Annotated in this window: 19 protein-coding genes; 11 read left to right on the top strand and 8 right to left on the bottom strand. The window is 70.2% G+C overall.

Annotated elements, in window-relative coordinates:
* Nucleotides 1-130: 130 nt before the first annotated feature.
* Genes pdhA through KZC52_RS02685 form a run of 3 tightly spaced genes read left to right on the top strand, consistent with a single transcriptional unit; the run spans nucleotide 131 to nucleotide 3,605 of the window.
* Entirely contained in the window at nucleotides 131-1,249 is a 1,119-nt protein-coding gene (gene pdhA / locus KZC52_RS02695) for a pyruvate dehydrogenase (acetyl-transferring) E1 component subunit alpha (RefSeq protein WP_247622525.1), read from the top strand.
* A complete protein-coding gene (locus tag KZC52_RS02690; protein WP_247622524.1) occupies nucleotides 1,246-2,253 on the top strand; it encodes an alpha-ketoacid dehydrogenase subunit beta in 1,008 nt (335 codons plus the stop codon). The genes pdhA and KZC52_RS02690 overlap by 4 nt, the downstream gene beginning before the upstream one ends.
* Nucleotides 2,250-3,605: a dihydrolipoamide acetyltransferase family protein gene (locus KZC52_RS02685; RefSeq protein WP_247622523.1), complete on the top strand. Its 1,356-nt coding sequence runs from the start codon at nucleotides 2,250-2,252 to the stop codon at nucleotides 3,603-3,605. The genes KZC52_RS02690 and KZC52_RS02685 overlap by 4 nt, the downstream gene beginning before the upstream one ends.
* Here KZC52_RS02685 and KZC52_RS02680 read toward each other — a convergent pair.
* The gene (locus tag KZC52_RS02680; protein WP_247622522.1) at nucleotides 3,602-4,189 is read right to left on the bottom strand and encodes a TetR/AcrR family transcriptional regulator; all 588 of its coding nucleotides are present in this window, start codon (nucleotides 4,187-4,189) and stop codon (nucleotides 3,602-3,604) included. The two genes, KZC52_RS02685 and KZC52_RS02680, sit on opposite strands and share 4 nt — an antisense overlap.
* A 111-nt stretch (nucleotides 4,190-4,300) precedes the next feature.
* On the opposite strand from KZC52_RS02680, the gene KZC52_RS02675 reads away from it, so the two are divergent.
* The 5 genes from KZC52_RS02675 to KZC52_RS02655 are packed head-to-tail and all read left to right on the top strand — an operon-like array spanning nucleotide 4,301 to nucleotide 10,228.
* Complete coding sequence (locus KZC52_RS02675) at nucleotides 4,301-5,854, top strand: carboxyl transferase domain-containing protein (protein WP_247622521.1); 1,554 nt, start codon at nucleotides 4,301-4,303, stop codon at nucleotides 5,852-5,854.
* 5 nt (nucleotides 5,855-5,859) lie between these two features.
* Entirely contained in the window at nucleotides 5,860-7,794 is a 1,935-nt protein-coding gene (locus KZC52_RS02670; RefSeq protein WP_247622520.1) for an ATP-binding protein, read from the top strand.
* Nucleotides 7,782-8,930: an acyl-CoA dehydrogenase family protein gene (locus KZC52_RS02665; RefSeq protein ID WP_247622519.1), complete on the top strand. Its 1,149-nt coding sequence runs from the start codon at nucleotides 7,782-7,784 to the stop codon at nucleotides 8,928-8,930. The genes KZC52_RS02670 and KZC52_RS02665 overlap by 13 nt, the downstream gene beginning before the upstream one ends.
* Nucleotides 8,931-8,939: 9 nt before the next feature.
* Nucleotides 8,940-9,425, top strand: coding sequence for a MaoC family dehydratase (locus KZC52_RS02660; RefSeq protein WP_247622518.1), 486 nt, complete (start codon nucleotides 8,940-8,942; stop codon nucleotides 9,423-9,425).
* On the top strand, nucleotides 9,422-10,228 hold the full coding sequence (locus tag KZC52_RS02655) for an HpcH/HpaI aldolase/citrate lyase family protein (RefSeq protein WP_247622517.1): 807 nt from the start codon (nucleotides 9,422-9,424) through the stop codon (nucleotides 10,226-10,228). Before KZC52_RS02660 ends, KZC52_RS02655 begins: the two co-directional genes overlap by 4 nt.
* A gap of 25 nt (nucleotides 10,229-10,253) precedes the next feature.
* Here the strand turns inward: KZC52_RS02655 and KZC52_RS02650 are convergent, their stop codons facing one another.
* Together KZC52_RS02650 and KZC52_RS02645 are read right to left on the bottom strand one after the other, a co-directional pair.
* A complete protein-coding gene (locus KZC52_RS02650; RefSeq protein WP_247622516.1) occupies nucleotides 10,254-10,841 on the bottom strand; it encodes a histidine phosphatase family protein in 588 nt (195 codons plus the stop codon).
* Entirely contained in the window at nucleotides 10,838-11,677 is an 840-nt protein-coding gene (locus tag KZC52_RS02645) for a Sir2 family NAD-dependent protein deacetylase (protein WP_247622515.1), read from the bottom strand. Before KZC52_RS02645 ends, KZC52_RS02650 begins: the two co-directional genes overlap by 4 nt.
* A gap of 83 nt (nucleotides 11,678-11,760) precedes the next feature.
* Between KZC52_RS02645 and KZC52_RS02640 the strand changes: the two genes are divergently transcribed.
* The gene (locus tag KZC52_RS02640) at nucleotides 11,761-12,570 is read left to right on the top strand and encodes a TrmH family RNA methyltransferase (protein ID WP_247622514.1); all 810 of its coding nucleotides are present in this window, start codon (nucleotides 11,761-11,763) and stop codon (nucleotides 12,568-12,570) included.
* Here KZC52_RS02640 and KZC52_RS02635 read toward each other — a convergent pair.
* Both KZC52_RS02635 and KZC52_RS02630 read right to left on the bottom strand, forming a co-directional pair.
* The gene (locus KZC52_RS02635) at nucleotides 12,567-13,133 is read right to left on the bottom strand and encodes a DEAD/DEAH box helicase family protein (protein ID WP_247622513.1); all 567 of its coding nucleotides are present in this window, start codon (nucleotides 13,131-13,133) and stop codon (nucleotides 12,567-12,569) included. The genes KZC52_RS02640 and KZC52_RS02635 overlap by 4 nt on opposite strands.
* Nucleotides 13,134-13,138: 5 nt before the next feature.
* Nucleotides 13,139-13,966 carry an SGNH/GDSL hydrolase family protein gene (locus KZC52_RS02630; RefSeq protein ID WP_247622512.1) on the bottom strand — a complete coding sequence of 276 codons (828 nt, stop codon included), beginning with the start codon at nucleotides 13,964-13,966 and terminating at the stop codon, nucleotides 13,139-13,141.
* 125 nt (nucleotides 13,967-14,091) lie between these two features.
* Here KZC52_RS02630 and KZC52_RS02625 point away from each other — a divergent pair, with 125 nt between their 5' ends.
* Together KZC52_RS02625 and KZC52_RS02620 are read left to right on the top strand one after the other, a co-directional pair.
* On the top strand, nucleotides 14,092-15,834 hold the full coding sequence (locus tag KZC52_RS02625) for a DEAD/DEAH box helicase (RefSeq protein WP_247622511.1): 1,743 nt from the start codon (nucleotides 14,092-14,094) through the stop codon (nucleotides 15,832-15,834).
* A gap of 104 nt (nucleotides 15,835-15,938) precedes the next feature.
* Entirely contained in the window at nucleotides 15,939-17,033 is a 1,095-nt protein-coding gene (locus KZC52_RS02620) for a VIT1/CCC1 transporter family protein (RefSeq protein ID WP_247622510.1), read from the top strand.
* Here the strand turns inward: KZC52_RS02620 and KZC52_RS02615 are convergent.
* Genes KZC52_RS02615 through KZC52_RS02605 form a run of 3 tightly spaced genes read right to left on the bottom strand, consistent with a single transcriptional unit; the run spans nucleotide 17,030 to nucleotide 20,158 of the window.
* Nucleotides 17,030-18,790: a carbohydrate-binding domain-containing protein gene (locus KZC52_RS02615; RefSeq protein ID WP_247622509.1), complete on the bottom strand. Its 1,761-nt coding sequence runs from the start codon at nucleotides 18,788-18,790 to the stop codon at nucleotides 17,030-17,032. The two genes, KZC52_RS02620 and KZC52_RS02615, sit on opposite strands and share 4 nt — an antisense overlap.
* A gap of 22 nt (nucleotides 18,791-18,812) precedes the next feature.
* Complete coding sequence (locus tag KZC52_RS02610; RefSeq protein WP_247622508.1) at nucleotides 18,813-19,577, bottom strand: polyphosphate polymerase domain-containing protein; 765 nt, start codon at nucleotides 19,575-19,577, stop codon at nucleotides 18,813-18,815.
* The gene (locus KZC52_RS02605) at nucleotides 19,574-20,158 is read right to left on the bottom strand and encodes a DUF4956 domain-containing protein (RefSeq protein ID WP_247622507.1); all 585 of its coding nucleotides are present in this window, start codon (nucleotides 20,156-20,158) and stop codon (nucleotides 19,574-19,576) included. The genes KZC52_RS02610 and KZC52_RS02605 overlap by 4 nt, the downstream gene beginning before the upstream one ends.
* Nucleotides 20,159-20,311: the final 153 nt, after the last annotated feature.

The following is a 20,311-nucleotide window of genomic DNA, read 5'->3' as shown; positions in this document are numbered from 1 at the left end:
CAACATGCTCAAGCCCCTCTCGGATGCTTGAGCGACGTGTTCAGCGGACGTACGCTCGGGGCATGCCGGCATCGTCGCCGGCTCCAGCGCGAGAGCCTCACGAGGGCTGCTGAGAACGAGGAGGACGATGATGTCACCGCAGATCACTCCCATCGCTGACACCGAGCAGGATCTGGAGCTCGCCGAGCGCCTCCTCGCTCCGGACGGCACCCGCGTGCGGCATCCGCAACTCGACCCCTTCGTCGCCGACGTCGACCATGACGTGCTGCGCGGACTGCTGCGCGACATGGTGGTGCTGCGGCGGATCGATGCCGAGGGCGTCGCGCTCCAGCGGCAGGGTCAGCTAGGCCTCTGGGCGCCGTGCCAGGGGCAGGAGGCGACGCAGATCGGCACCGCCCGGGCGTTGGAGGATCGCGATTACGTCTTCCCGAGCTACCGCGAGACCGGCGTCATCTATGCCCGGGGCGCTCAGCCCGGCGACTACGTGCGCATGTGGCGCGGTGAAGAGGGATCGGCGTACGATCCGGCCGCACTGCGGGTCGCACCGCTGCAGATCATCATCGGTGCGCAGACGCTGCACGCCGTCGGCTATGCGCTCGGCATCCGGCACGAGGGGGCCGATGAGGTCGCCGTGACCTACTTCGGCGACGGTGCCACAAGTCAGGGCGACGTGAACGAGGCGATGATCTTCGCGGCCTCGTACCGCGCCCCCGTCGTCTTCGTCTGCCAGAACAACCACTGGGCGATCTCCGAGCCGGTGGCGGTGCAGTCGCAGTACCCGATCGCCGGTCGCGCCCCGGGCTTCGGCATCCCGAGCCTGAGGGTCGACGGTAACGACGTCCTCGCCTGCCTCGCCGCGATGCGGTGGGCGCTCGATCACGCTCGTTCGGGCAGGGGACCCGCCTACATCGAGGCGGTCACCTACCGGATGGGGCCGCACACGACTGCCGACGACCCCACGCGCTACCGGCCGGAGGGCGAGCTCGACGCGTGGCGCCGCCGCGACCCGATCAGCCGTCTCGAAGCGCACCTGCGCGCCGCGGGCGAGCTGTCGGAGGAGTACGTCGCGCAGACGCAGGAGACCGCCGACGCGGTCGCCAAGGAGATGCGGGCGCAGTGCCTCGGCATGGTGACCCGTCCGCCGCTGGCGGTCTTCGACGGTGTCTACGCCGAACCGCACGCGGGTCTCGACCGCCAACGCGAGGAGTACGCCGAGTACCTCGCCGGCTTCGAGGAGGCGACGGCATGACGGAGCTGACTCTGGGCAAGGCGCTCGGCGCGGGATTGCGGAGGGCCATGCGCGACGACGACCGGGTCGTGCTCCTCGGCGAGGACATCGGCAAGCTCGGCGGCGTCTTCCGGATCACCGACGGCCTCCTCGACGAGTTCGGCGCCGGTCGTGTGATCGATACGCCGCTTGCGGAGTCCGGGATCGTCGGGACGGCGGTCGGACTCGCCTTCCGCGGCTATCGCCCGGTGGTCGAGATCCAGTTCGACGGATTCGTGTATCCGGCCTTCGATCAGATCGTGGCGCAGGTGGCGAAGCTGCACTACCGCACGCAGGGGCGGGTGAAGATGCCGATCACGATCCGCATCCCGTGGGCCGGGGGCATCGGCGCCGCCGAGCACCACTCGGAATCGCCCGAGGCGTACTTCGTCCATACCGCGGGGCTGCGCGTCGTGGCCGTCTCGAATCCCGAGGACGCCTATCGCAGCCTGCGACAGGCGATCGCCTCCGACGATCCGGTGATCTTCTTCGAACCGAAGCGCCTCTACCATCACAGGGGCGAGGTCGACCTGGATGCGCCGCTCGCGGATGCCGTACCGATGGGGCTCGCTCAGGTGGTCCGCGGGGGGACGGATGTGACCCTCGTCACCTACGGCGCGATGGTGTCCACCGCGCTCGAGGCCGCGTCGGCCGCGGAGGACGAGGGCGTGTCGATCGAGGTCGTCGATCTGCGTTCCCTCTCGCCGGTCGACTACGACACACTGGCCGCCTCCGTGCGCAAGACGGGTCGCGTCGTCGTCGCGCACGAGGCCTCACGGGAGGCCGGTGTCGCCGCCGAGGTGATCGCGAGCATCACGGAGTTCTGCTTCGAGTACCTCGAGTCGGCGCCCCTGAGGGTGACGGGGCACGACGTGCCGTACCCGCCGGCGAAGCTCGAGAAGTACCACCTTCCCGATCTCGACCGGCTGCTGGATGCGGTGGATCGCGTGCTCGATCGCGGCGCGCGAACGGGGGTGGACGCATGATCGCCGAGTTCCGACTCCCCGACCTCGGCGAGGGCCTCACCGAGGCCGAGGTCGTGCAATGGCTGGTCGCTCCCGGTGAGCAGGTCGCGCTCAACCAGACGCTGGCGGAGGTCGAGACGGCGAAAGCGGTCGTCGAGCTCCCCTCGCCCTATGAGGGAACGGTGGCCGAGCTGCACGCCGACGCCGGAGAGACCGTCGCGGTCGGCTCGCCCCTGATCGCCTTCGAGGTCGTGGGCGAGGAAGCGGATGCCTCCGCTCCGACGGCCGGAGCGGAGCGGGCTCAGCCCAATCTCGTCGGATACGGGGCGGCCCCGTCGACGTCGGGGCGGCCTGCACGGCGCGCGCGGCGCGCAGCAACGAGCGTGCCGGTGATCGATGCGGCCGTGATCGAGGCCGCACCGCACGACGCGTCCCCCTCGGTCACCGCCGAGCCACCGGTCGTGGAGCGCCCGCGCTCGACCCCGCCCGTGCGCGCGTATGCGAAGCGCGCGGGCGTGGATCTCGCCGTGGTCGCGGCCGTCGTCGGCGATCGCGTGATCACCCGCGCAGACATCGATTCCTTCGCCTCGTCCGGGGCGGAGGCCGGAGGCCGGACGGCCGCGGCGCCACGGCGCGAGACCTCTCCCGCGTTCGGCGCATCGGAGGAGGGGGCGCGCGAGGTGCGCATCCCGATCCGGGGCGTGCGCAAGCACACGGCGGCCGCGATGGTCGAGAGCGCCTTCACCGCGCCGCACGTCACGGTCTTCCACACGGTCGACGTCACGGCCACGGTCGAACTGCTCGACTCGCTCCGCGCCGATCGTGTCTGGAGCGAGCACCGCATCGGCCCGCTCGCGGTCGTCGCCAAGGCCGTGTGTCTGGCGCTCGGTCGAACGCCGGGATTGAACGCCCACTGGGACGAGGCTGCCGGGGAGATCGTCCAGTACCGCTACGTGGACCTCGGTATCGCTGCGGCGACGGACCGCGGACTCATCGTGCCGAACATCCGCGATGCCGAGGGTCTCGGCCTCGGCGGCATGTCGGATGCGATCCGCGATCTCGCGGCCACGGCTCGCGCGGGGAAGACCACACCGGCGGAACTCCAGGGCGGCACGTTCTCGATCTCGAACATCGGGGTCTTCGGCATCGATGCCGGCACGCCGATCCTGCCCCCGGGGCAGTCGGGAATCCTCGCGGTGGGTGCGATCCGACGCCAGCCCTGGGAGCACCGCGGCGAGATCGCGCTGCGCGACATGATGACGTTGAGCCTCTCGTTCGATCACCGTCTGGTGGACGGGGCCGAGGGTGCGCGATTCCTGCGCGATGTCGCCGACGTGCTGCAGGAGCCGGGTCGGGCGATGCTCTTCGGTTAGCTGCGCAGCGCCGCGGAGGCCATGCGCGCCAGCACGTCGCCGGTGGCCGCGTGGCGGCGCGCCGCAGCACGGGTGCTGTGCGGCGTGGAGTTGATGAGGCCGAAGCAGGCCTGCACGCGCAGGCGCAGCTCGTCGCGGTCGGCTGGAAGCAGGGGAGCGAGCGTGTCGATCCACAGTTCGATGTAGTCGCGCTGCACGTGCCGGACATCGGCGCGGTCGTCGTCGGCCAGGTGCACGACATCCCGGTCCTGCACCTGGATCACCGCGGCGTTCCGCAGAGCGAAGTCGACGTGGAAGCGGATCAGCGCCTCCATCCTCTCCTCGGCATCCGCGTCGGCGGTCGCCACCCGTGTGCCACCCGTCAGCAGATCGTGGCTGACCTTCACGAGCACGGAACCGAGCAGCGCCTGCTTCCCCGCGAAGTGGCGGTAGACGGCGGGGCCGGAGACGCCCACAGCGGCCCCGATGTCCTCGAGGCTGACGCCGTTGTACCCGCGGGCGGCGAAGAGCAGCGCGGCCTCGTGCCGGATGGCATCCGAGCGCTCCGCCTTGGCGCGATCACGAGCGGTGACCGGGGTTGTCATCTCAGTTAATCCTCGCTAACCTGAATCATCGGGTTAGTGCACACTAACCGAAAGATCGTGTGCAGCGCCAGCACCGTGGCTGCGCCGAAGCGTGTCGAGGAGGACACCGCGATGCCCGCAACCCAGCAGGCCCTCGCCGAGCAGTTGCACGCGCGACTCGCCGCCGCAGCGCTCGGTGGCCCGGAGGCCTCGCGCCAGCGCCATGTCACCCGGGGGAAGCTCCTGCCGCGCGAGCGCGTCGACCGACTTCTCGACGAGGGGAGTCCGTTCCTCGAGGTGGCGCCACTCGCGGCGGACGGGCTGTACGACGGCGAAGCGCCGGGAGCCGGAGTGATCGCCGGCATCGGACTGGTGCACGGCCGGCACGTGATGGTCGTCTGCAACGATGCGACCGTGAAGGGCGGCACCTACCTCCCGATAACGGTCAAGAAGCATCTGCGCGCTCAGGAGATCGCACGTGAGAACCGTCTGCCGTGCCTCTACCTGGTGGATTCCGGCGGGGCGTTCCTCCCCAAGCAGGACGAGGTCTTCCCCGACCGCGACCACTTCGGTCGCATCTTCTTCCACCAGGCGCGGATGTCGGCCGAGGGCATCCCGCAGCTCGCGGCGGTGCTCGGATCGTGCACCGCGGGTGGCGCCTACGTGCCGGCGATGAGCGACGAGACGGTCATCGTGCGCGGGCAGGGCACGATCTTCCTCGGTGGTCCGCCGCTGGTGAAGGCCGCGATCGGCGAGATCGTCACGGCGGAGGAGCTCGGCGGGGGAGAGATGCATGCGCGCCGCAGCGGCGTCGTCGATCACCTCGCCGAGGACGACGAACATGCGCTCGAGATCCTCCGGGACATCGTGCGCACGCTCCCGGCACCGCGCGAGCCGGTCTGGGAGGTCGTCCCGACGCGCGAACCCGACGAAGCGGGGTCGCTGTACGACGTGGTCCCCGTCGACGTCAACGCCGCGTACGACGTGCACGCGGTGATCGATCGCCTGGTGGACGGCGGCAGCGTCCGCGAGTTCAAATCGGAGTACGGCACGACACTGGTGACCGCCTTCGCCCGGATACACGGGCATCCCGTGGGCATCGTCGCGAACAACGGCGTGCTCTTCAGCGAGTCCGCGCTCAAGGGAGCGCACTTCATCGAGCTGTGCGATCAGCGGGGCATCCCGCTCCTCTTCCTGCAGAACATCACCGGCTTCATGGTCGGCTCCGACGCCGAAGCCGGCGGGATCGCGAAGGACGGCGCGAAGATGGTCACCGCGGTCGCGAGCTGCCGGGTGCCGAAGCTGACCGTGATCATCGGCGGATCCTTCGGCGCGGGCAACTACTCGATGTGCGGGCGCGCCTACTCGCCGCGCTTCCTGTGGACCTGGCCCGCGAGCCGGATCTCGGTGATGGGCGGCAACCAGGCGGCGTCCGTCCTGGCGACCGTGAAGGAGGACCAGCTCACCGGCCGCGGAGAGTCCTGGACGCCGCAGCAGCGCGCGGACTTCGAAGAACCGATCCGTGCCCAGTACGAGGAGCAGGGCGAGCCGTACTACGCGACCGCCCGCCTCTGGGACGACGGGATCGTCGACCCGCAGCAGACGCGGCAGATGCTCGGGCTCGCGCTCGACGTCGTCTCGCGCGCGCCGCTGCCCGAACCGCGCTTCGGCGTCTTCCGGATGTGAGCGGGATGAGCGAGCACCACTTCGACACGGTCCTCGTCGCGAACCGCGGCGAGATCGCACGGCGCGTGATCCGCACCCTCACCGCGCTCGACATCCGCAGCGTCGCGGTCTACGGCGACGCCGACGCGGATGCCCCTCACGTGCGCGAGGCGGATGTGGCGGTGCGGATCGGCCCGGCCCCGGCGAGCGCTTCGTACCTCGACATCGACGCGATCATCGCGGCGGCCGTCGACACGGGCGCCCAGGCCATTCACCCCGGCTACGGTTTCCTCTCCGAGAGCGTCGGCCTCGCCGAAGCCTGCCGCGCGAACGGCATCGTCTTCATCGGCCCCGGCATCGAGGCGCTGCAGATCATGGGTGACAAGGCGCGTGCCCGCGAGCATGTGGTGCGTCACGGCGTGACCGTGGTCCCGGGCTTCGACGCCGCGGGGCTCGACGATGAGCGGATCGCGCACGAGGCGGATGCCGTCGGCTACCCGCTGCTCGTGAAGCCGAGTGCCGGCGGCGGCGGGAAGGGGATGGAGGTCGTCGCGGCGGCATCCGATCTGTCCGGTGCGCTGGCTTCGGCACGCCGCGTCGCGGCAGCGGCCTTCGGCGACGATTCCCTGGTTCTCGAACGCCTGCTCCGGCGTCCCCGGCACATCGAGGTGCAGGTGTTCGGTGACGTCCACGGCACGGTCATCGCCCTCGGCGAGCGCGAATGCACGCTCCAGCGGCGGCACCAGAAGGTCATCGAGGAGGCGCCGTCGGTCGGCATCTCCGCCGCCACCCGTGAGGACTTCTTCCGGGCGGCGGTGCGCGCTGCCGAGAGCGTGTCGTACATCGGGGCGGGCACGGTCGAGTTCCTGATCGACGCCGACGACCCGACGGAGGTGTTCTTCATCGAGATGAACACGCGCCTGCAGGTCGAGCATCCGGTCACCGAGGAGGTGACGGGTCTCGATCTCGTGGCGCTGCAGTTACGCGTCGCTGCAGGGCTCGCCCTCGATGCCGGGCCCGTCGTGCACGGTCATGCGGTCGAGGCGCGCGTCTACGCCGAGGCGCCCGAACGGGGCTTCGTACCCTCGACGGGGACCGTCCTGCTCTTCACACCCCCGCCGGGTGTGCGCGTCGACTCCGCCGTCGAGACCGGATCCGAGGTATCGGGGTTCTACGACCCGATGATCGCGAAGATCATCGCCGTAGCAGACGATCGCGAGACCGCACTGCGGCGTCTCGACACCGCTCTCTCGCGCACCGTCGTGCTGGGTGTCGAGACGAACATCGCGTTCCTGCGCACCCTCTGCCAGGACGAGCGCGTGCGAGCCGGCGACCTCGACACCGGGCTCATCGAGACCCTGCTCCCGATCGCACCGGAGCCGCCGTCACCCGGCATGCTCGACGCGGCTTCGCGGGTCGTGCTCTCCGACCCGGCGGACGCCGATGCGCTGTTCCCGTGGAACGACGCCTCTGGATGGCGTCTCAGCGGTGTTCCGTCGGCCGCAGCGGCGCGAGTGTTCCTCACCGACCATGACGCCGTCGTGAAGGCGTCACCCCTCGACGGCGTGCGGCGCCACGCGGTCGCACGAGCCGATGCGGACGGAGCGATCTGGGTCGCCGAGGACGGGCGCGGCGTGCGCCTGCGCCCGCTCGACCGTCGCGCAGCGCTCGATCGTCGCCTCGCTGCCCGGTCCGACGCGGCATCCGCCACCGAGCCGGAAGGGCGTGCGCCCATGCCGGGGAGCGTGGTCGCGGTGCACGTGCAGGATGGCGACCGCGTGAGGGCGGGAGCAGCGCTCGTGTCGATCGAGGCGATGAAGATGGAGCACCCGGTGCTCGCTCCGCACGACGGTGTCGTGCGGGTGCTCGTGGCCGTGGGCGATCAGGTGCGGCGCGGCGAACCCGTCGTGCGCGTGATGACGGATACGACGACGGAGGAGACAGACACATGGACGACCTGAGCCCCGAGGAGCGTGAACTCGCCGGCATGGTGCGCGAGTTCGCCGAGACCGTCGTCGCTCCGCGCTCGTACGAGGCGGACCGCACGCACACCCTGCCGATGGACGTGGTCGCGCAGATGGGAGATCTCGGACTGTTCGGCCTGCCCTTCCCGGAGGAGTACGGCGGACAGGGCGGTGACTATCTCGCGCTGGGCATCGCGATCGAGGCACTCGCCCGGATCGATCAGTCGATCGCGATCACGCTCGAGGCCGGTGTGAGCCTCGGCGCCATGCCGATCTTCCGCTTCGGCACGGAGACGCAGAAGAACGAGTTGCTCCCCGACCTGCTCGCCGGCCGCGCCCTGGCCGGCTTCGGGCTCACCGAACCGGAGGCGGGGAGCGACGCCGGTGCCACGCGCACGACCGCACGACTCGACGGCGAGGACTGGGTCGTCGACGGCACCAAGCAGTTCATCACGAACTCCGGCACTCCGATCACGCGTTTCGTGACCGTCACGGCGGTGACGGGGAGTGTGGACGGTCGCAAGGAGATCTCGACGATCATCGTGCCGAACGGCACTCCCGGTTTCACGGTCGAAGCGCCGTACGACAAGGTGGGGTGGAACGCCTCCGACACGCATCCGCTCACCCTCGACGGGGTGCGGGTTCCCGCCGCGAACCTGCTCGGTGAGCGGGGAGAGGGCTTCCGCAATTTCCTCAGCATCCTCGACGAGGGGCGCATCGCCATCGCCGCACTCGCCACCGGCGCGGCCGAGGGCTGCCTCGAGGAGGCCGTCGCCTATGCGAAGAGCCGCACGGTCTTCGGCAGCGCGCTGAGCACCCGGCAGAACGCCCAGTTCACGCTGGCACGCATGCGGGCGCGTGTGCACACGGCCCGTCTCGCCTGGCACCATGCGGCACGGTTGCGCGACGAGGGCCGCCCGTTCGCGGAGCAGGCGGCGATCGCGAAGCTCGTCGCGGGCGAGGCGGCGATGGACAATGCCCGCGATGCCACGCAGATCTTCGGCGGCAACGGGTTCATGAACGAGTTCCCCGTGGCGCGCCACTACCGCGACTCGAAGATCCTCGAGATCGGCGAGGGAACCACCGAGGTGCAGCTGCTCGTGATCGCGCGGGGCCTCGGACTCGCCGGGTAGCGTGGGGGCATGAGCGCGCAGGAGATCGTCCAGAGGGGCATGTACTTCGAGGAGTTCGAACTCGAGACCCGCTATCTGCACCGCCCGGGTCGCACGGCCACCGAGGCCGACAACGTGCTGTTCACGACCCTCACGATGAACACGCAGGCCCTGCACCTCGATGCGGCGTTCGCCGAGGCGCAGGAGCCCTTCCACGACCGCCTCATGAACTCGATGTGGACGCTCTCGACGATGGTCGGCGCGTCGGTCGCCCAGCTGACGCAGGGCACGCTCGTCGCACAGCTCGGACTCGGCGACATCCGCTTCCCGCATCCGCTCTTCGCGGGCGACACCCTTTACACCGAGAGCGTCGTGACCGGCATGCGGCCCTCGTCGTCGCGTCCGACCCAGGGGATCGTGGAGATCGCCCACACCGGCCGCAACCAGGACGGCACGATCGTCGCGACCGCCACCCGCTCGGTGCTCGTGCACCGCCGGCCCGAGGAGACCTCATGACCTTCGACCTGGGGCCCGCGCTCCTGTTCTGCCCGGCGGACCGTCCGGAGAGATTCGCGAAAGCGGTGGAACGAGCGGATGCCGTCATCCTCGACCTCGAGGACGCCGTGCTCCCTGGGGCGAAGGCGTCCGCGCGTGAGAACGTGCGGACGGCCGCCCTCGACCCGGCGCGCGTCATCGTGCGCGTCAACGCACCGAGCAGTGCGGAGTTCGCCGCCGATCTGGCCGCCGTGGCGGCATCGCCGTTCCGGACGGTCATGGTCGCCAAGACCGAGGATCCGTCGGCGCTCGACGTCTTCGACACGGACTATGCCGTGATCGCTCTCTGCGAGACCGCCCGAGGGGTGCAGGCGGCCGAGAGCATCGCGGAGCACGAGCGGGTCGTCGCCCTCATGTGGGGTGCGGAGGATCTGGTCGCCTCGCTCGGCGGCACATCGAGCCGTCGTCCGGACGGCACGTACCGCGACGTCGCCCGATACGCGCGCACGCGGGTCCTGCTCTCCGCCGGAGCGCACGGCAAGGGCGCGATCGACGCCGTGCACGTCGACATCGACGACGTCGACGGCCTGGAGGAGGAGGCCTCGGATGCCGTCGCCTCCGGGTTCCGCGCGACGGCGTGCATCCACCCCTCGCAGGTGCCGGTGATCCGCGCGGCCTACCGTCCCGATCCGGCGAGCGTCGAGTGGGCGCGCGGAGTGCTCGCGGCGGCCGAGGAGGAGCGGGGCGTCTTCCGGTTCGAGGGCCGGATGATCGACGAACCGGTGCTGCGGCACGCCCGGTCGATCGTCGCGCGGGTGAACTGAGCGGGCACGCGACCGCCCACGCCTCTCAGAGCAGAACGGTCTCTTCGAGCAGGCGCAGCGAACCCGGGGACGCCTCGAACCGCGTTGCGGAGCCGTTGCGGATGATGTCGCCGACGCGGGGGAGCGTGCCTCCCGAGACGTGGTCGATCAGCGAGCGGATCACGCCACCGTGCGCGACCACGATGACGGACTCCGCAAGGGGAGCCGAACGGCGACGCGCATCGAGGGCGATCCGATCGAGCGCCCTGAGCGCTCGATCAGCCACACCCTGGAGCGTCTCGGCGCCGGGGACCTCGGCGTCCCAGTCGCCGTAGGTCTCGAGATAGTCGGCGACGAGCATGCCCTCGCCCTCGCCGAACTCGCGCTCGCGCAGATCCGCATCGAGTGCGGGAGCGTCGAGTCCGAGTTCCGCCGCGATGATCTCCGCCGTCTCATGGGCTCGCTTCAGTGGGCTCGCGTAGATGGTGTGGTGCACGCCGTCCGCGAGCTGTTCCGCCGCCCATCGGGCATCGGCCCGGCCGGTGTCGTTCAGCGGGATGTCGGTCGATCCCTGGATACGGCGGGCCAGGTTCCAGTCGGTCTGGCCGTGGCGGACGAGGGTGAGCAGAGTCACGAGAGAAGCTCCTGCAGGGCGGGGAGCACGTCGCTGGTGCCGGCGGCGATGGTGACATCGGCCCAGGCATCCGCGCGGGTCGGCTCGCGGTTGACGATGATCAGGGGGATGCTGCGGCGGCGCGCGCGCTCGACGAGCCGCACGCCGGAGTTCACGACGAGGGAGGAGCCGGCGACGATCATCGCCGTGCTCGACCGCAGCAGGGACTCCGCGGCGCGGAAGCGGTCCTGCGGAACGTACTCGCCGAAGAACACGACATCGGGCTTGAGCATGCCGTCGCAGACGGTGCATCGGGGGATCACGAAACCCTCGATGCTCTCGGGGAGAACATCGCCGTCCGGCGCGAGCGGCACGTTCTCCGGCACCGTGATCCAGGGGTTGAGTTCTTCGATCTGCCCGGCGACGTCGCGGCGGTCGAAGACCTGTCCGCAGTGCAGGCACAGCACGCGGCGCATCGTGCCGTGCACCTCGATCACGTGCGAACTCCCGGCTCGCAGGTGCAGACCGTCGACGTTCTGCGTGATCACACCGCTGACGACGCCGGCGGACTCCATCTCCGCGAGCGCACGGTGCCCCGGGTTCGGATCGGCGCGGGCGAACGCGCGCCATCCGAGATGACCGCCGACCCAGTAGCGCCGCCGCGCGGCCTCGTCGCCGAGGTAGGTCTGGATCGTCATCGGGTTGCTCCGCGGCGTGGCGCCCTCGCCGCGATAGGCGGGGATCCCCGAGTCCGTCGAGACGCCCGCGCCCGTGAGGAGGGCGATGCGTCGACCTCGCAGGAGGTCGGCCGCCTTCTCGATGCGGAGCCGGAGCTCGTCGTCTGCGATCGTGGTCACTGATCCTCCCCGTGTGATTCTACGGGGCCGGCCGATGCCCGGCTCCCTCGAGGCACGGCCCGCGCATGGGAAGGTGGGAGTCTATGGACATCCTGCACATCGACTCGTCGACGGACCCGCGACTCGACGAATACCGGTCGCTCACCGACACGGCCCTGCGGAGCATCCGGGAACCGGCCGGCGGACTGTACATCGCCGAGTCGTCGAAGGTGATCGAGCGCGCGATCCGTGCGGGGCATTCGCCGAGGTCGGTGCTGGTGCAGGAGCGGCGGCTCGACGGCATCCGCAGCATCGTCGCCGGGTTCGACGTGCCCGTGTACGTGGTGCCCGACGACGTCGCCGAGGCGGTCACCGGGTTCGCTGTCCATCGCGGGGCGATCGCGTCGATGCACCGTCCGCCCCTGCCGTCGGTCGCCGAGACCCTGGGCGAGCAGAAGAACGCTCGGTCGCGCATCGCGATCCTCGAGGGGCTCGCCGACCACACGAACATCGGGGCGCTTTTCCGGTCAGCCGCGGCGCTCGGCGTCGACGCGATCCTCATCTCGCCGGACTGCTCGGACCCGCTGTACCGCCGCGCGGTGCGCGTCTCGATGGGCACCGTGTTCCAGGTGCCCTGGACGCGGATCCCGGAGTGGCCCACGGGTATCCATGAACTGCAGGATGCCGGCTACGTCGTCGCGGGCATGACGCTGGGCGAGGGAGCGATCACTCTCGACGACCTCGTCGCCGAGGATCATGACAGGCTCGCGCTGGTGTTCGGCACCGAGGGCCATGGCATCACGCCCGCCACCGACGCGATCCTCGACCGCCGGGTGACGATCCCGATGATGGGGGGCGTGGATTCCCTCAACGTGGCCGCCGCATCGGCGGTCGCTTTCTACGCGACCCGTTAGCCGAGGCCCGAGGCGCTGTCGAGGGCGCCGACCGCAGTTGCGAGCGCGCTGAGCCGAGCCTCCCGATCCCCGGTGAGCTCGATGACCGTCGCGCGATCTCCGCGCAGGTCGCGATCGTCGTAGATCTCGAGGAGGGCGGCATCCATCGCGGAGCGCAGCGCGGGATCCTCCTCGTCGTGCACCCAGATGCGGTCGTGCGCGTTCAACGGCAGAGTCGCGACCATGTCCACATCCCGCATCGCGTCGGCGGAGACCGCCTCGGCGCGCCCGAGGACCTCTGCCGGCACACTTCCCCGGCCCAGGTCTTCCCAGGCCCGAAGATAGGCGAGGAAGTCGAGCGGGCCGCGCTCCGCGATCACGCGTTCGTGCGGGTCGAGCGAGACGAGCCGTCGGGCGCTGATCGTCAGCTGGGCGAGGAACGACGCCGGCCCGGGATCGTCCTGCCCCTCGCCGAGCACCTCGAACGGATCGGGGAGATGATCGACGCCCGGATGGAGGCCGAGGAAGTCCGCGATCAGAGTGCTCTTGCCGCTCGCATGCGTGCCGGAGACGACGATGCGCACGGGGATCAGTGGCTATCGGGGAAGATGATCGGCGACGGCTCCGGGCGCTTCGCCGCGATGTGGTCTCCGGAGGACTGGTGGCGCAACCGGCGCAGGACCCAGGGCACCAGGTGTTCGCGCGCCCAGCCGAGGTCTTCGCCCCGGGCCTCGCGCCACGTGCGGATCGGCAGCGGTTCCGGCTGCAGCGACTCGAGATCGTTCGGCACGTTCAGCGCGCGCAGCACCATGCGCGCGACCTCGTGGTGACCGAGGGAGTTGTAGTGCAGGCGGTCGTCGTCGAAGAACCGCATGTCCTGCACGACCTTCAGAGCCCACTGATCGGCCACGATGCAGTCGTGCCGCTCGGCGATCGCGCGGACGTTCTCGTTGTAGATCGCGACCTTGCCTCGGAACCCGCGGAACACCGGCGTGAATGCGGTGTCGACGCCCGTGAAGAGGAGCACGGCCGCGCCGGTGGAGGCGAGCCGGGTGACGGCATCCTCCAGCTGTGCCGCGATCGCATCGGGATCGGTTCCGGGGCGGATGACGTCGTTGCCGCCGGCGCAGATCGACACCAGATCGGGGTGCAGCGCGACGGCCGGCTCGATCTGGTCGTGCACGATCTGGGAGATGAGCTTGCCGCGGACCGCGAGGTTCGCGTAGGCGAAGTCGTCGACCTGCGCCGCGAGCACCTCGGCGACACGGTCGGCCCAGCCGCGATGGCCCCCGGGGTTCGTGGGATCGGGGTCGCCGATGCCCTCGGTGAAGGAATCCCCGATGGCGACGAAACGACGCCACGGGTGCACCGACTCGTTGGGGACGTAGGGGGTCCGGGTCGAATCCTGGTCTGTCATCCAGCTCTCCTTCGCGAACGCGCGCGGCTCGACGATCGCGGCTGCGCAGTGACCGAGCCTACTCCGCCGGGCGCGTCGGGGAGGGGCGCGCGCCGATGTCCGACGGAGCGATTATCGTTGAGCCGATGCTCTCTCCGTCCTTCCCACAGCGCGCCCCCTGGGGAACCGCGAACAAGCTGCGCGCCTGGCAGCAGGAGGCGCTCGAACAGTACTTCGCCGCCGACCAGAGGGACTTCCTCGTGGCCGCGACGCCGGGCGCCGGAAAGACCACCTTCGCCCTCACCCTCGCGGTCGAACTCATGCGCACGGGCGAGGTCAATCGCATCATCGTCGTCGCCCCCACCGAGCACCTCAAGACGCAGTGGGCCGATGCCGCGGCACGGGTGCACATCCGTCTCGATCCGCGCTTCCGCAACAGCGACTGGGCGCCGGCACGGCACTATCACGGAGCGGTCGTGACCTACGCGCAGGTCGCGGCGAAGTCGTCCGTGCACCGGCACCTGACCGAAGACGCCAAGACGCTGGTGATCCTCGACGAGGTGCACCATGGCGGCGACGCGCTCAGCTGGGGCGACGCGATCCGCGACGCCTACGGCCCCGCGAAGCGGCGGCTCCTGCTCTCCGGCACGCCGTTCCGCAGCGACACCGCACCGATCCCGTTCGTGGAGTACCACCCCGACGAATCCGGCGCGCGCATCTCTCGCACCGACTACAACTACGGCTACGGCCGCGCCCTCGCCGACGGTGTCGTGCGTCCCGTGCTCTTCCACATGTACGCGGGCAAGATGCGCTGGCGCACGACGTCGGGCGACGAGCTCGAGACGCACCTCGGGCAGGACAACACCAAGGACGTCACCTCGCAGGCCTGGCGCACGGCGCTCGATCCCGAGGGCGAGTGGATGCCGGCGGTGCTCTCCGCCGCCGATCGCCGCCTCACCGAGATCCGTCACCACGTGCCGGATGCGGGTGGTCTGGTGCTCGCGACCGATCAGACGGTCGCCCGTGCCTACGCCAAGATCCTGCACAGCATCACCGGCCAGCAGGCGACGATCGTGCTCTCCGACGACGCCACCGCCTCGGAGCGCATCGAGAAGTTCAGCGCGGGCGACCAGCGCTGGATGGTGGCCGTCCGGATGGTGTCGGAGGGCGTCGACGTGCCGCGCCTCGCGGTCGGCGTGTATGCGACCTCGTCGTCGACGCCGCTGTTCTTCGCGCAGGCGATCGGTCGATTCGTGCGCGCGCGTCGTCGGGGCGAGGCGGCCAGCGTCTTCCTCCCGCAGGTGCCCGTGCTCATGGGCCTCGCGAACGAGATGGACAAGCAGCGCGACCACGCGCTCGACCGGCAGTCGAAGGACGACGACGGCCTCGAGGACTCCCTGCTCGAGAGCGCCAACCGCGAGGAGGAGACCTCCGACGCGCTCACTCAGGAGTTCAGCTATCAGGCGCTGTCGTCCGTCGCTCACTTCGACCGTGTCGTGTTCGAAGGCCAGGAGTTCGGGCAGTTGGCCGAGCCCGGCACCCCCGAAGAAGAGGAGTTCATCGGGTTCCCCGGCCTCCTCGAGCCCGAGCACGTGCACGAGCTGCTCATGCAGCGGCAGTCCCGGCAATCGCGGCTGCGCGAGGCGCGTGAAGCCTCGGCCGGCCCGACCGAGACGACGACCCTCCCGCCGCCTCTGCACCGCACCCTCAAGGAGCAGCGTCAGCTCCTCAACAGCCTGGTCGGTCTCTACGCGCGGCAGAAGGGCGAACCGCACGGCGCGGTGCACGCCGAGCTGCGCCGGATCTGCGGGGGGCCGGCGGTCGCGCAGGCCACCGTCACCCAGTTGCAGTCCCGGATCGAGATCCTCCGCAAGCGCGTACGCTCCTGAGCGCTTCGGATCCCCGAAATGCTGGCAATCCCGGCGTCGGCTGCGTTCGCACGCCTTCCCGCGGATAGCGTGGAACGGTTGTCCACGCACCCGAGGAGTCAGACATGACCGCTCCGCTCGCCGCCGAACCCACGGCCGCCGACCGTCGCCGCTGGGCGCGCTACCTCGTGGAGGAGCGCGCCGAGGGAACGGTGTATCAGCGTCTCGCGGCGCGCCGGACGGGGGAGGAGCGCGACATCCTGCTGCGCCTCGCCGATGCCGAACGGCGCCACGAGCAGCACTGGCTCGACCTCCTCGGCGGGGAACCGGCTCGCCTGCCCCGCGCCGGAGTCCGCTCGCGGCTGCTGGGATGGATGGCCGGGCGCTTCGGCTCGATCTTCGTCCTCGCGCTCGCGCAGAGCGCCGAGGCGCGGTCGCCCTATGACGCGGAGCAGTATGCGACTCCGGCCATGCGTGCCGACGAGAAGGTGCACTCCGAGGTGGTGCGCGGTCTCGCCGCCCGTGGTCGCCGCCGTCTGTCGGGGTCGTTCCGAGCCGCGGTGTTCGGTGCCAACGACGGACTCGTCAGCAACCTCGCGCTGGTGCTGGGCATCGGGGCGACCGGAGTCAGTTCCGGGTTCGTGCTCTTCAGCGGGATCGCCGGTCTCCTCGCGGGCGCGCTGTCGATGGGGGCGGGGGAGTTCGTCTCCGTGCGGTCCCAGCGCGAGCTCCTCGCGGCGACCGAGGCGAACGAGGATGCCGCGGCATCCGCTCACGATCTCGACATCGACGAGAACGAACTCGCCCTGGTGTACCGCGCCCGCGGCGCGGACCCCGAGGAGGCCCTCGCGAAGGCGCGCCGCATCGTGACGGCGGCCCAGGCGGGGGTGCGGCGCACGGCGACCGGGCCCATTCGCACCCACGGCGACGTGAGCGAGGTCGTCGGCAGCGACTGGACCGCTGCGATCTCGAGCTTCCTGTTGTTCGCCTCCGGAGCGATCATTCCCGTGCTCCCGTGGATCTTCGGTCTGCAGGGTGCCGCAGCCGTTATCGTCGCGCTCGTGCTGGTGGGCATCGCGCTGCTGAGCACGGGTGCCATGGTCGGCATCCTCTCGGGAGGACCGCCGCTGCGCCGGGCCCTGCGCCAACTGGCGATCGGGTTCGGCGCCGCGGCGATCACCTATCTGCTCGGTCTGCTGTTCGGCGTGGGCGCGGTCTAGGACGCGTCGCCGTCGCCCTGGGCGCCACGGGTCGGAGCGTCGCCGCCGGGCATCCCACCGCCCTGACCGCCTCCGGGCTGGCCGCCCATCCCACTCGTGCCGCCCTCTCCGGCCGTCACGGTGGTCGTGGATCCATCGACGACCACGTCGTAGCTGTCGCCGCTCACGATCCCGGCACCCGAGTACACGACCGTGGCGAAGGCCTTCGAGGCGGTGTACTCGGCGACCACCGTGCCGTCCGACACGATCTGCACGGTGGATCCCACCGCACCCGATACCGAGGCGAACACCCATCCCTGAGCGGAGTCGGTCGTCGGTGCCATCGCCATGCCCGCGCTGCCGGCAGCGAGAAGCGTGCCCCCGGAGACGTCGAACGAGCCGTTCACATCGATCGCTCCATTCCCGTTCCCGGTCGGGCCCCACACCGTGAGAGTGCCCCCGGTCATGGTCGCCGAGCCGTTCGAGTCGAACCCGTCGCCCTCGGCATCGACCGTGACGTCGCCACCGTTGATGGTGATCATCTCGCCGCTGTCCTGCATGCTCTCACCGCTCCCCGATGAGGCGTTGAGCCCGTCGTCCGAGGCGGTGACGAACACGGTGCCCGCGTCGATCGTGATCTGCGCGCTCTCCAGTCCCTCGTACGAGCGGGTGATCTCGGTCTCGCCTCCGTCGATGAACAGAGCGGTGTCGGCGTGGATGCCGTCATCGCCCGTGGCGAGAGTCAGCGTTCCCGCATTGATGTGCACCGCGCCGTTCGAGTGCACGGCATCGTCCGCGGCATCCGCGTGGACCGTCCCTCCTTCGACCACGACGTAGACGCCGCCCTTGAGCGCCTTCGAGGAGACGTCTTCGCTCGGGGAGTCGGCGGAACCGCCGCCGCTCGCGACGGAGATGTCTCCACCGGTGACCACGAGGTCGGTGGCCGCCGAAAGCCCGTCGCCGGCGCTCGTCACCGAGATCTCGCCTCCGGACACCCAGAGGTAGCCGCGCGTCGCGTCGTCGGTCTGATCGCTCGTGAGTCCGTCACCGCCGGCCGTCACGGTGATGTCGCCGCCCTCGATCGTCAGCGAGTCCCTGCCGCGCAAGCCGTCGTCGGCGGCGGTGACGGTGAGAGTGCCGCTGAGTACCTTGAGGTCGTCCTTGCTGGTGATGCCGTCGTTGCCGTTCCCCTGGACCGTGAGCGATCCGCCGCCGCTGATCGTCAGATCGGCATCGCTGTAGAGAGCGGCGTTCGCCTCGGCATCGTCGGCGTACGACGAGGCGTCCGACACGCTGTTGGCGCTGCCGTCCGCCAGCACGATCGCGACGTCGTCGGCGCTGAGGATCGAGAGAGCGGATCCGGCGGTGTTCGTGATCGACGCGTCGTCGAGGGTGATCGCCACGACCGCGTCCTCCGGGGCATCGACCACGACCGCCCCGTCGAGTGAGCCGGTGAGCGTGTACGTGCCCCCGGCGGTGATCGTGACGGTCGACCCCTCGACGGTCACGCCGTCGCCGTCGATCGTCGCGGTGTCCCCGTCCAGCGTGACGGTCGCCGACGATCCCTCCGCCTCTGCGGCGTCGACCGTCGTCGCATCCTCGTCGTCGGCGAGCACCTGTTCGGCGGTCAGCGTCGCATCCACGTCCTGAACGGTCGCCGCGGCCTCGGTGGTCCTCGACTCGGCCGAGGTCGCGGTCGTCGCGGTGCAGCCTGCGAGCACGACGCCGGCGACGGCGAAGGGAGCGGCGGCGAGCAGGATTCGGTTCTTCGTGTTCATGATGGTCACTCTCTTTCGCGGGTCAGGCGGCGGTCGCCGCGGGCAGGACGCTGCGCCGGAGTACGCGCGTCCACTTGTTCGAGGGCAGGTCGGGGCGCATCGCGGCGAGGCCGGTGCCGTATTTGCTGATGCTCGAGGGGCGGATGTCGTGGCGCCACAGCAGCCGATCGAGATCGCCGGTGCGCAGCCCGGACTTCGTCTCGATGATGACGAGGCCCGGGGTGCGCATACGGGTTCCGTCGGCGAGCTCCCACGCGAGTGCGGCATCGACCGTGGCGCGGCCGCCGCCGTCGGGCGCCAGGAGCGTCGTCCGCTGATAGCGCGTCGCGAGGGTCGCCTGCAGTTCGAGCTCGGAGGCGTCGGCGAGCCCGAGAGGGCGGAGACCCTCGGAGGCGTACGCGAGCCCGTCGGGGCTGAGCGCATCGCGCGCGTCGAAGTCGTAATCGATGCGTTCCTTGACCGTCGTGCTGCGGGCCCCGCGGGTCTTCAGCTCGAGGAAGGCGTCGGCGGTGTCGACGTAACTGCGCGTGCGCAGTTTGAAGCGGCGGCGCCGGCCCAGCGCGGCCAGGCGGTAGCTGAGCAGGTCGGGCGTGTCGAAGTAGTGCGACTCGTAGGCGAATGCCGTTCGGCCGTCGATCGTCAGCACCCTGGTGTCGCGCGGCAGCGCGGCCAGCACCGTCTCTGCCTCCACCGACGAGAGCACGTACTTGCGATCCACACGGGTGAGGAGGGCGGCCTCGGCCACGAGTTCGTCCAGTCCGATGGGGGCGAGCGTCGGGGGAGTCATCGGCGGGCTCCGCTCAGCGCGGCGCCGACCTCGACGGACGCGGATGCGCGGTAGCGCACATCGACGAGCGTCGTGTCGTTGACCAGATCGATCTGCAGCACCGTGAGCTGCCTCACGGGACCGCCGAGCACGCGCTCCAGGTGCGACGCGAGCGCGTGCTCGTCGGTGTACGCGCGGTCGACGGAGATCGTGAGGTGCCGCGAGCGCGCGAGGGCCCGCGGGTGGTCGGCGACGTACAGCGCGACGATGATGAGCGCCATCAGGCCGAGGGCCGTCGGGGACACATCCGTGGAGAGTCCCGCGATCAGTCCGAGGGCGAGCGAGGCGAAATAGTAGGCGACCTCGCGCTGCGAGATCTCCGAGGAGCGCAGGCGGATGATCGACAGCACGCCGAACAGCCCCAGTCCGAGGCCCAGCGCTACCGTCGCTCCCGAGAGCACGACGGCGACGGCGAGCACACCGACGTTGACGCCGACGAACGCGACGAGGAGGTCGCGGCGACGGTGTCGGGTGAAGTAGATGCCGAGGGCGAGGATCGCGATGGCGACGAGGTCGGCGGCGATCATGACGATGCTGGCCATGGGGACTCCTGAGTCTGTGGGGAACGTGTCCGACCATTCAGGCGTTCGCGTCTATGCGCTCTCTATGTCTCGTCTATGCGCGGATGACGAATGTGCGTGCTCATCGAGGACCCATAGCGGAACGACCGGCTTCGCCGAGATTCCGGAAAGAAT

Source organism: Microbacterium galbinum, assembly GCF_023091225.1.
Lineage (GTDB): Bacteria > Actinomycetota > Actinomycetes > Actinomycetales > Microbacteriaceae > Microbacterium > Microbacterium galbinum.
Note: the sequence above shows the minus strand (reverse complement) of the source record. Positions and strands in the feature narration are given on the sequence as shown.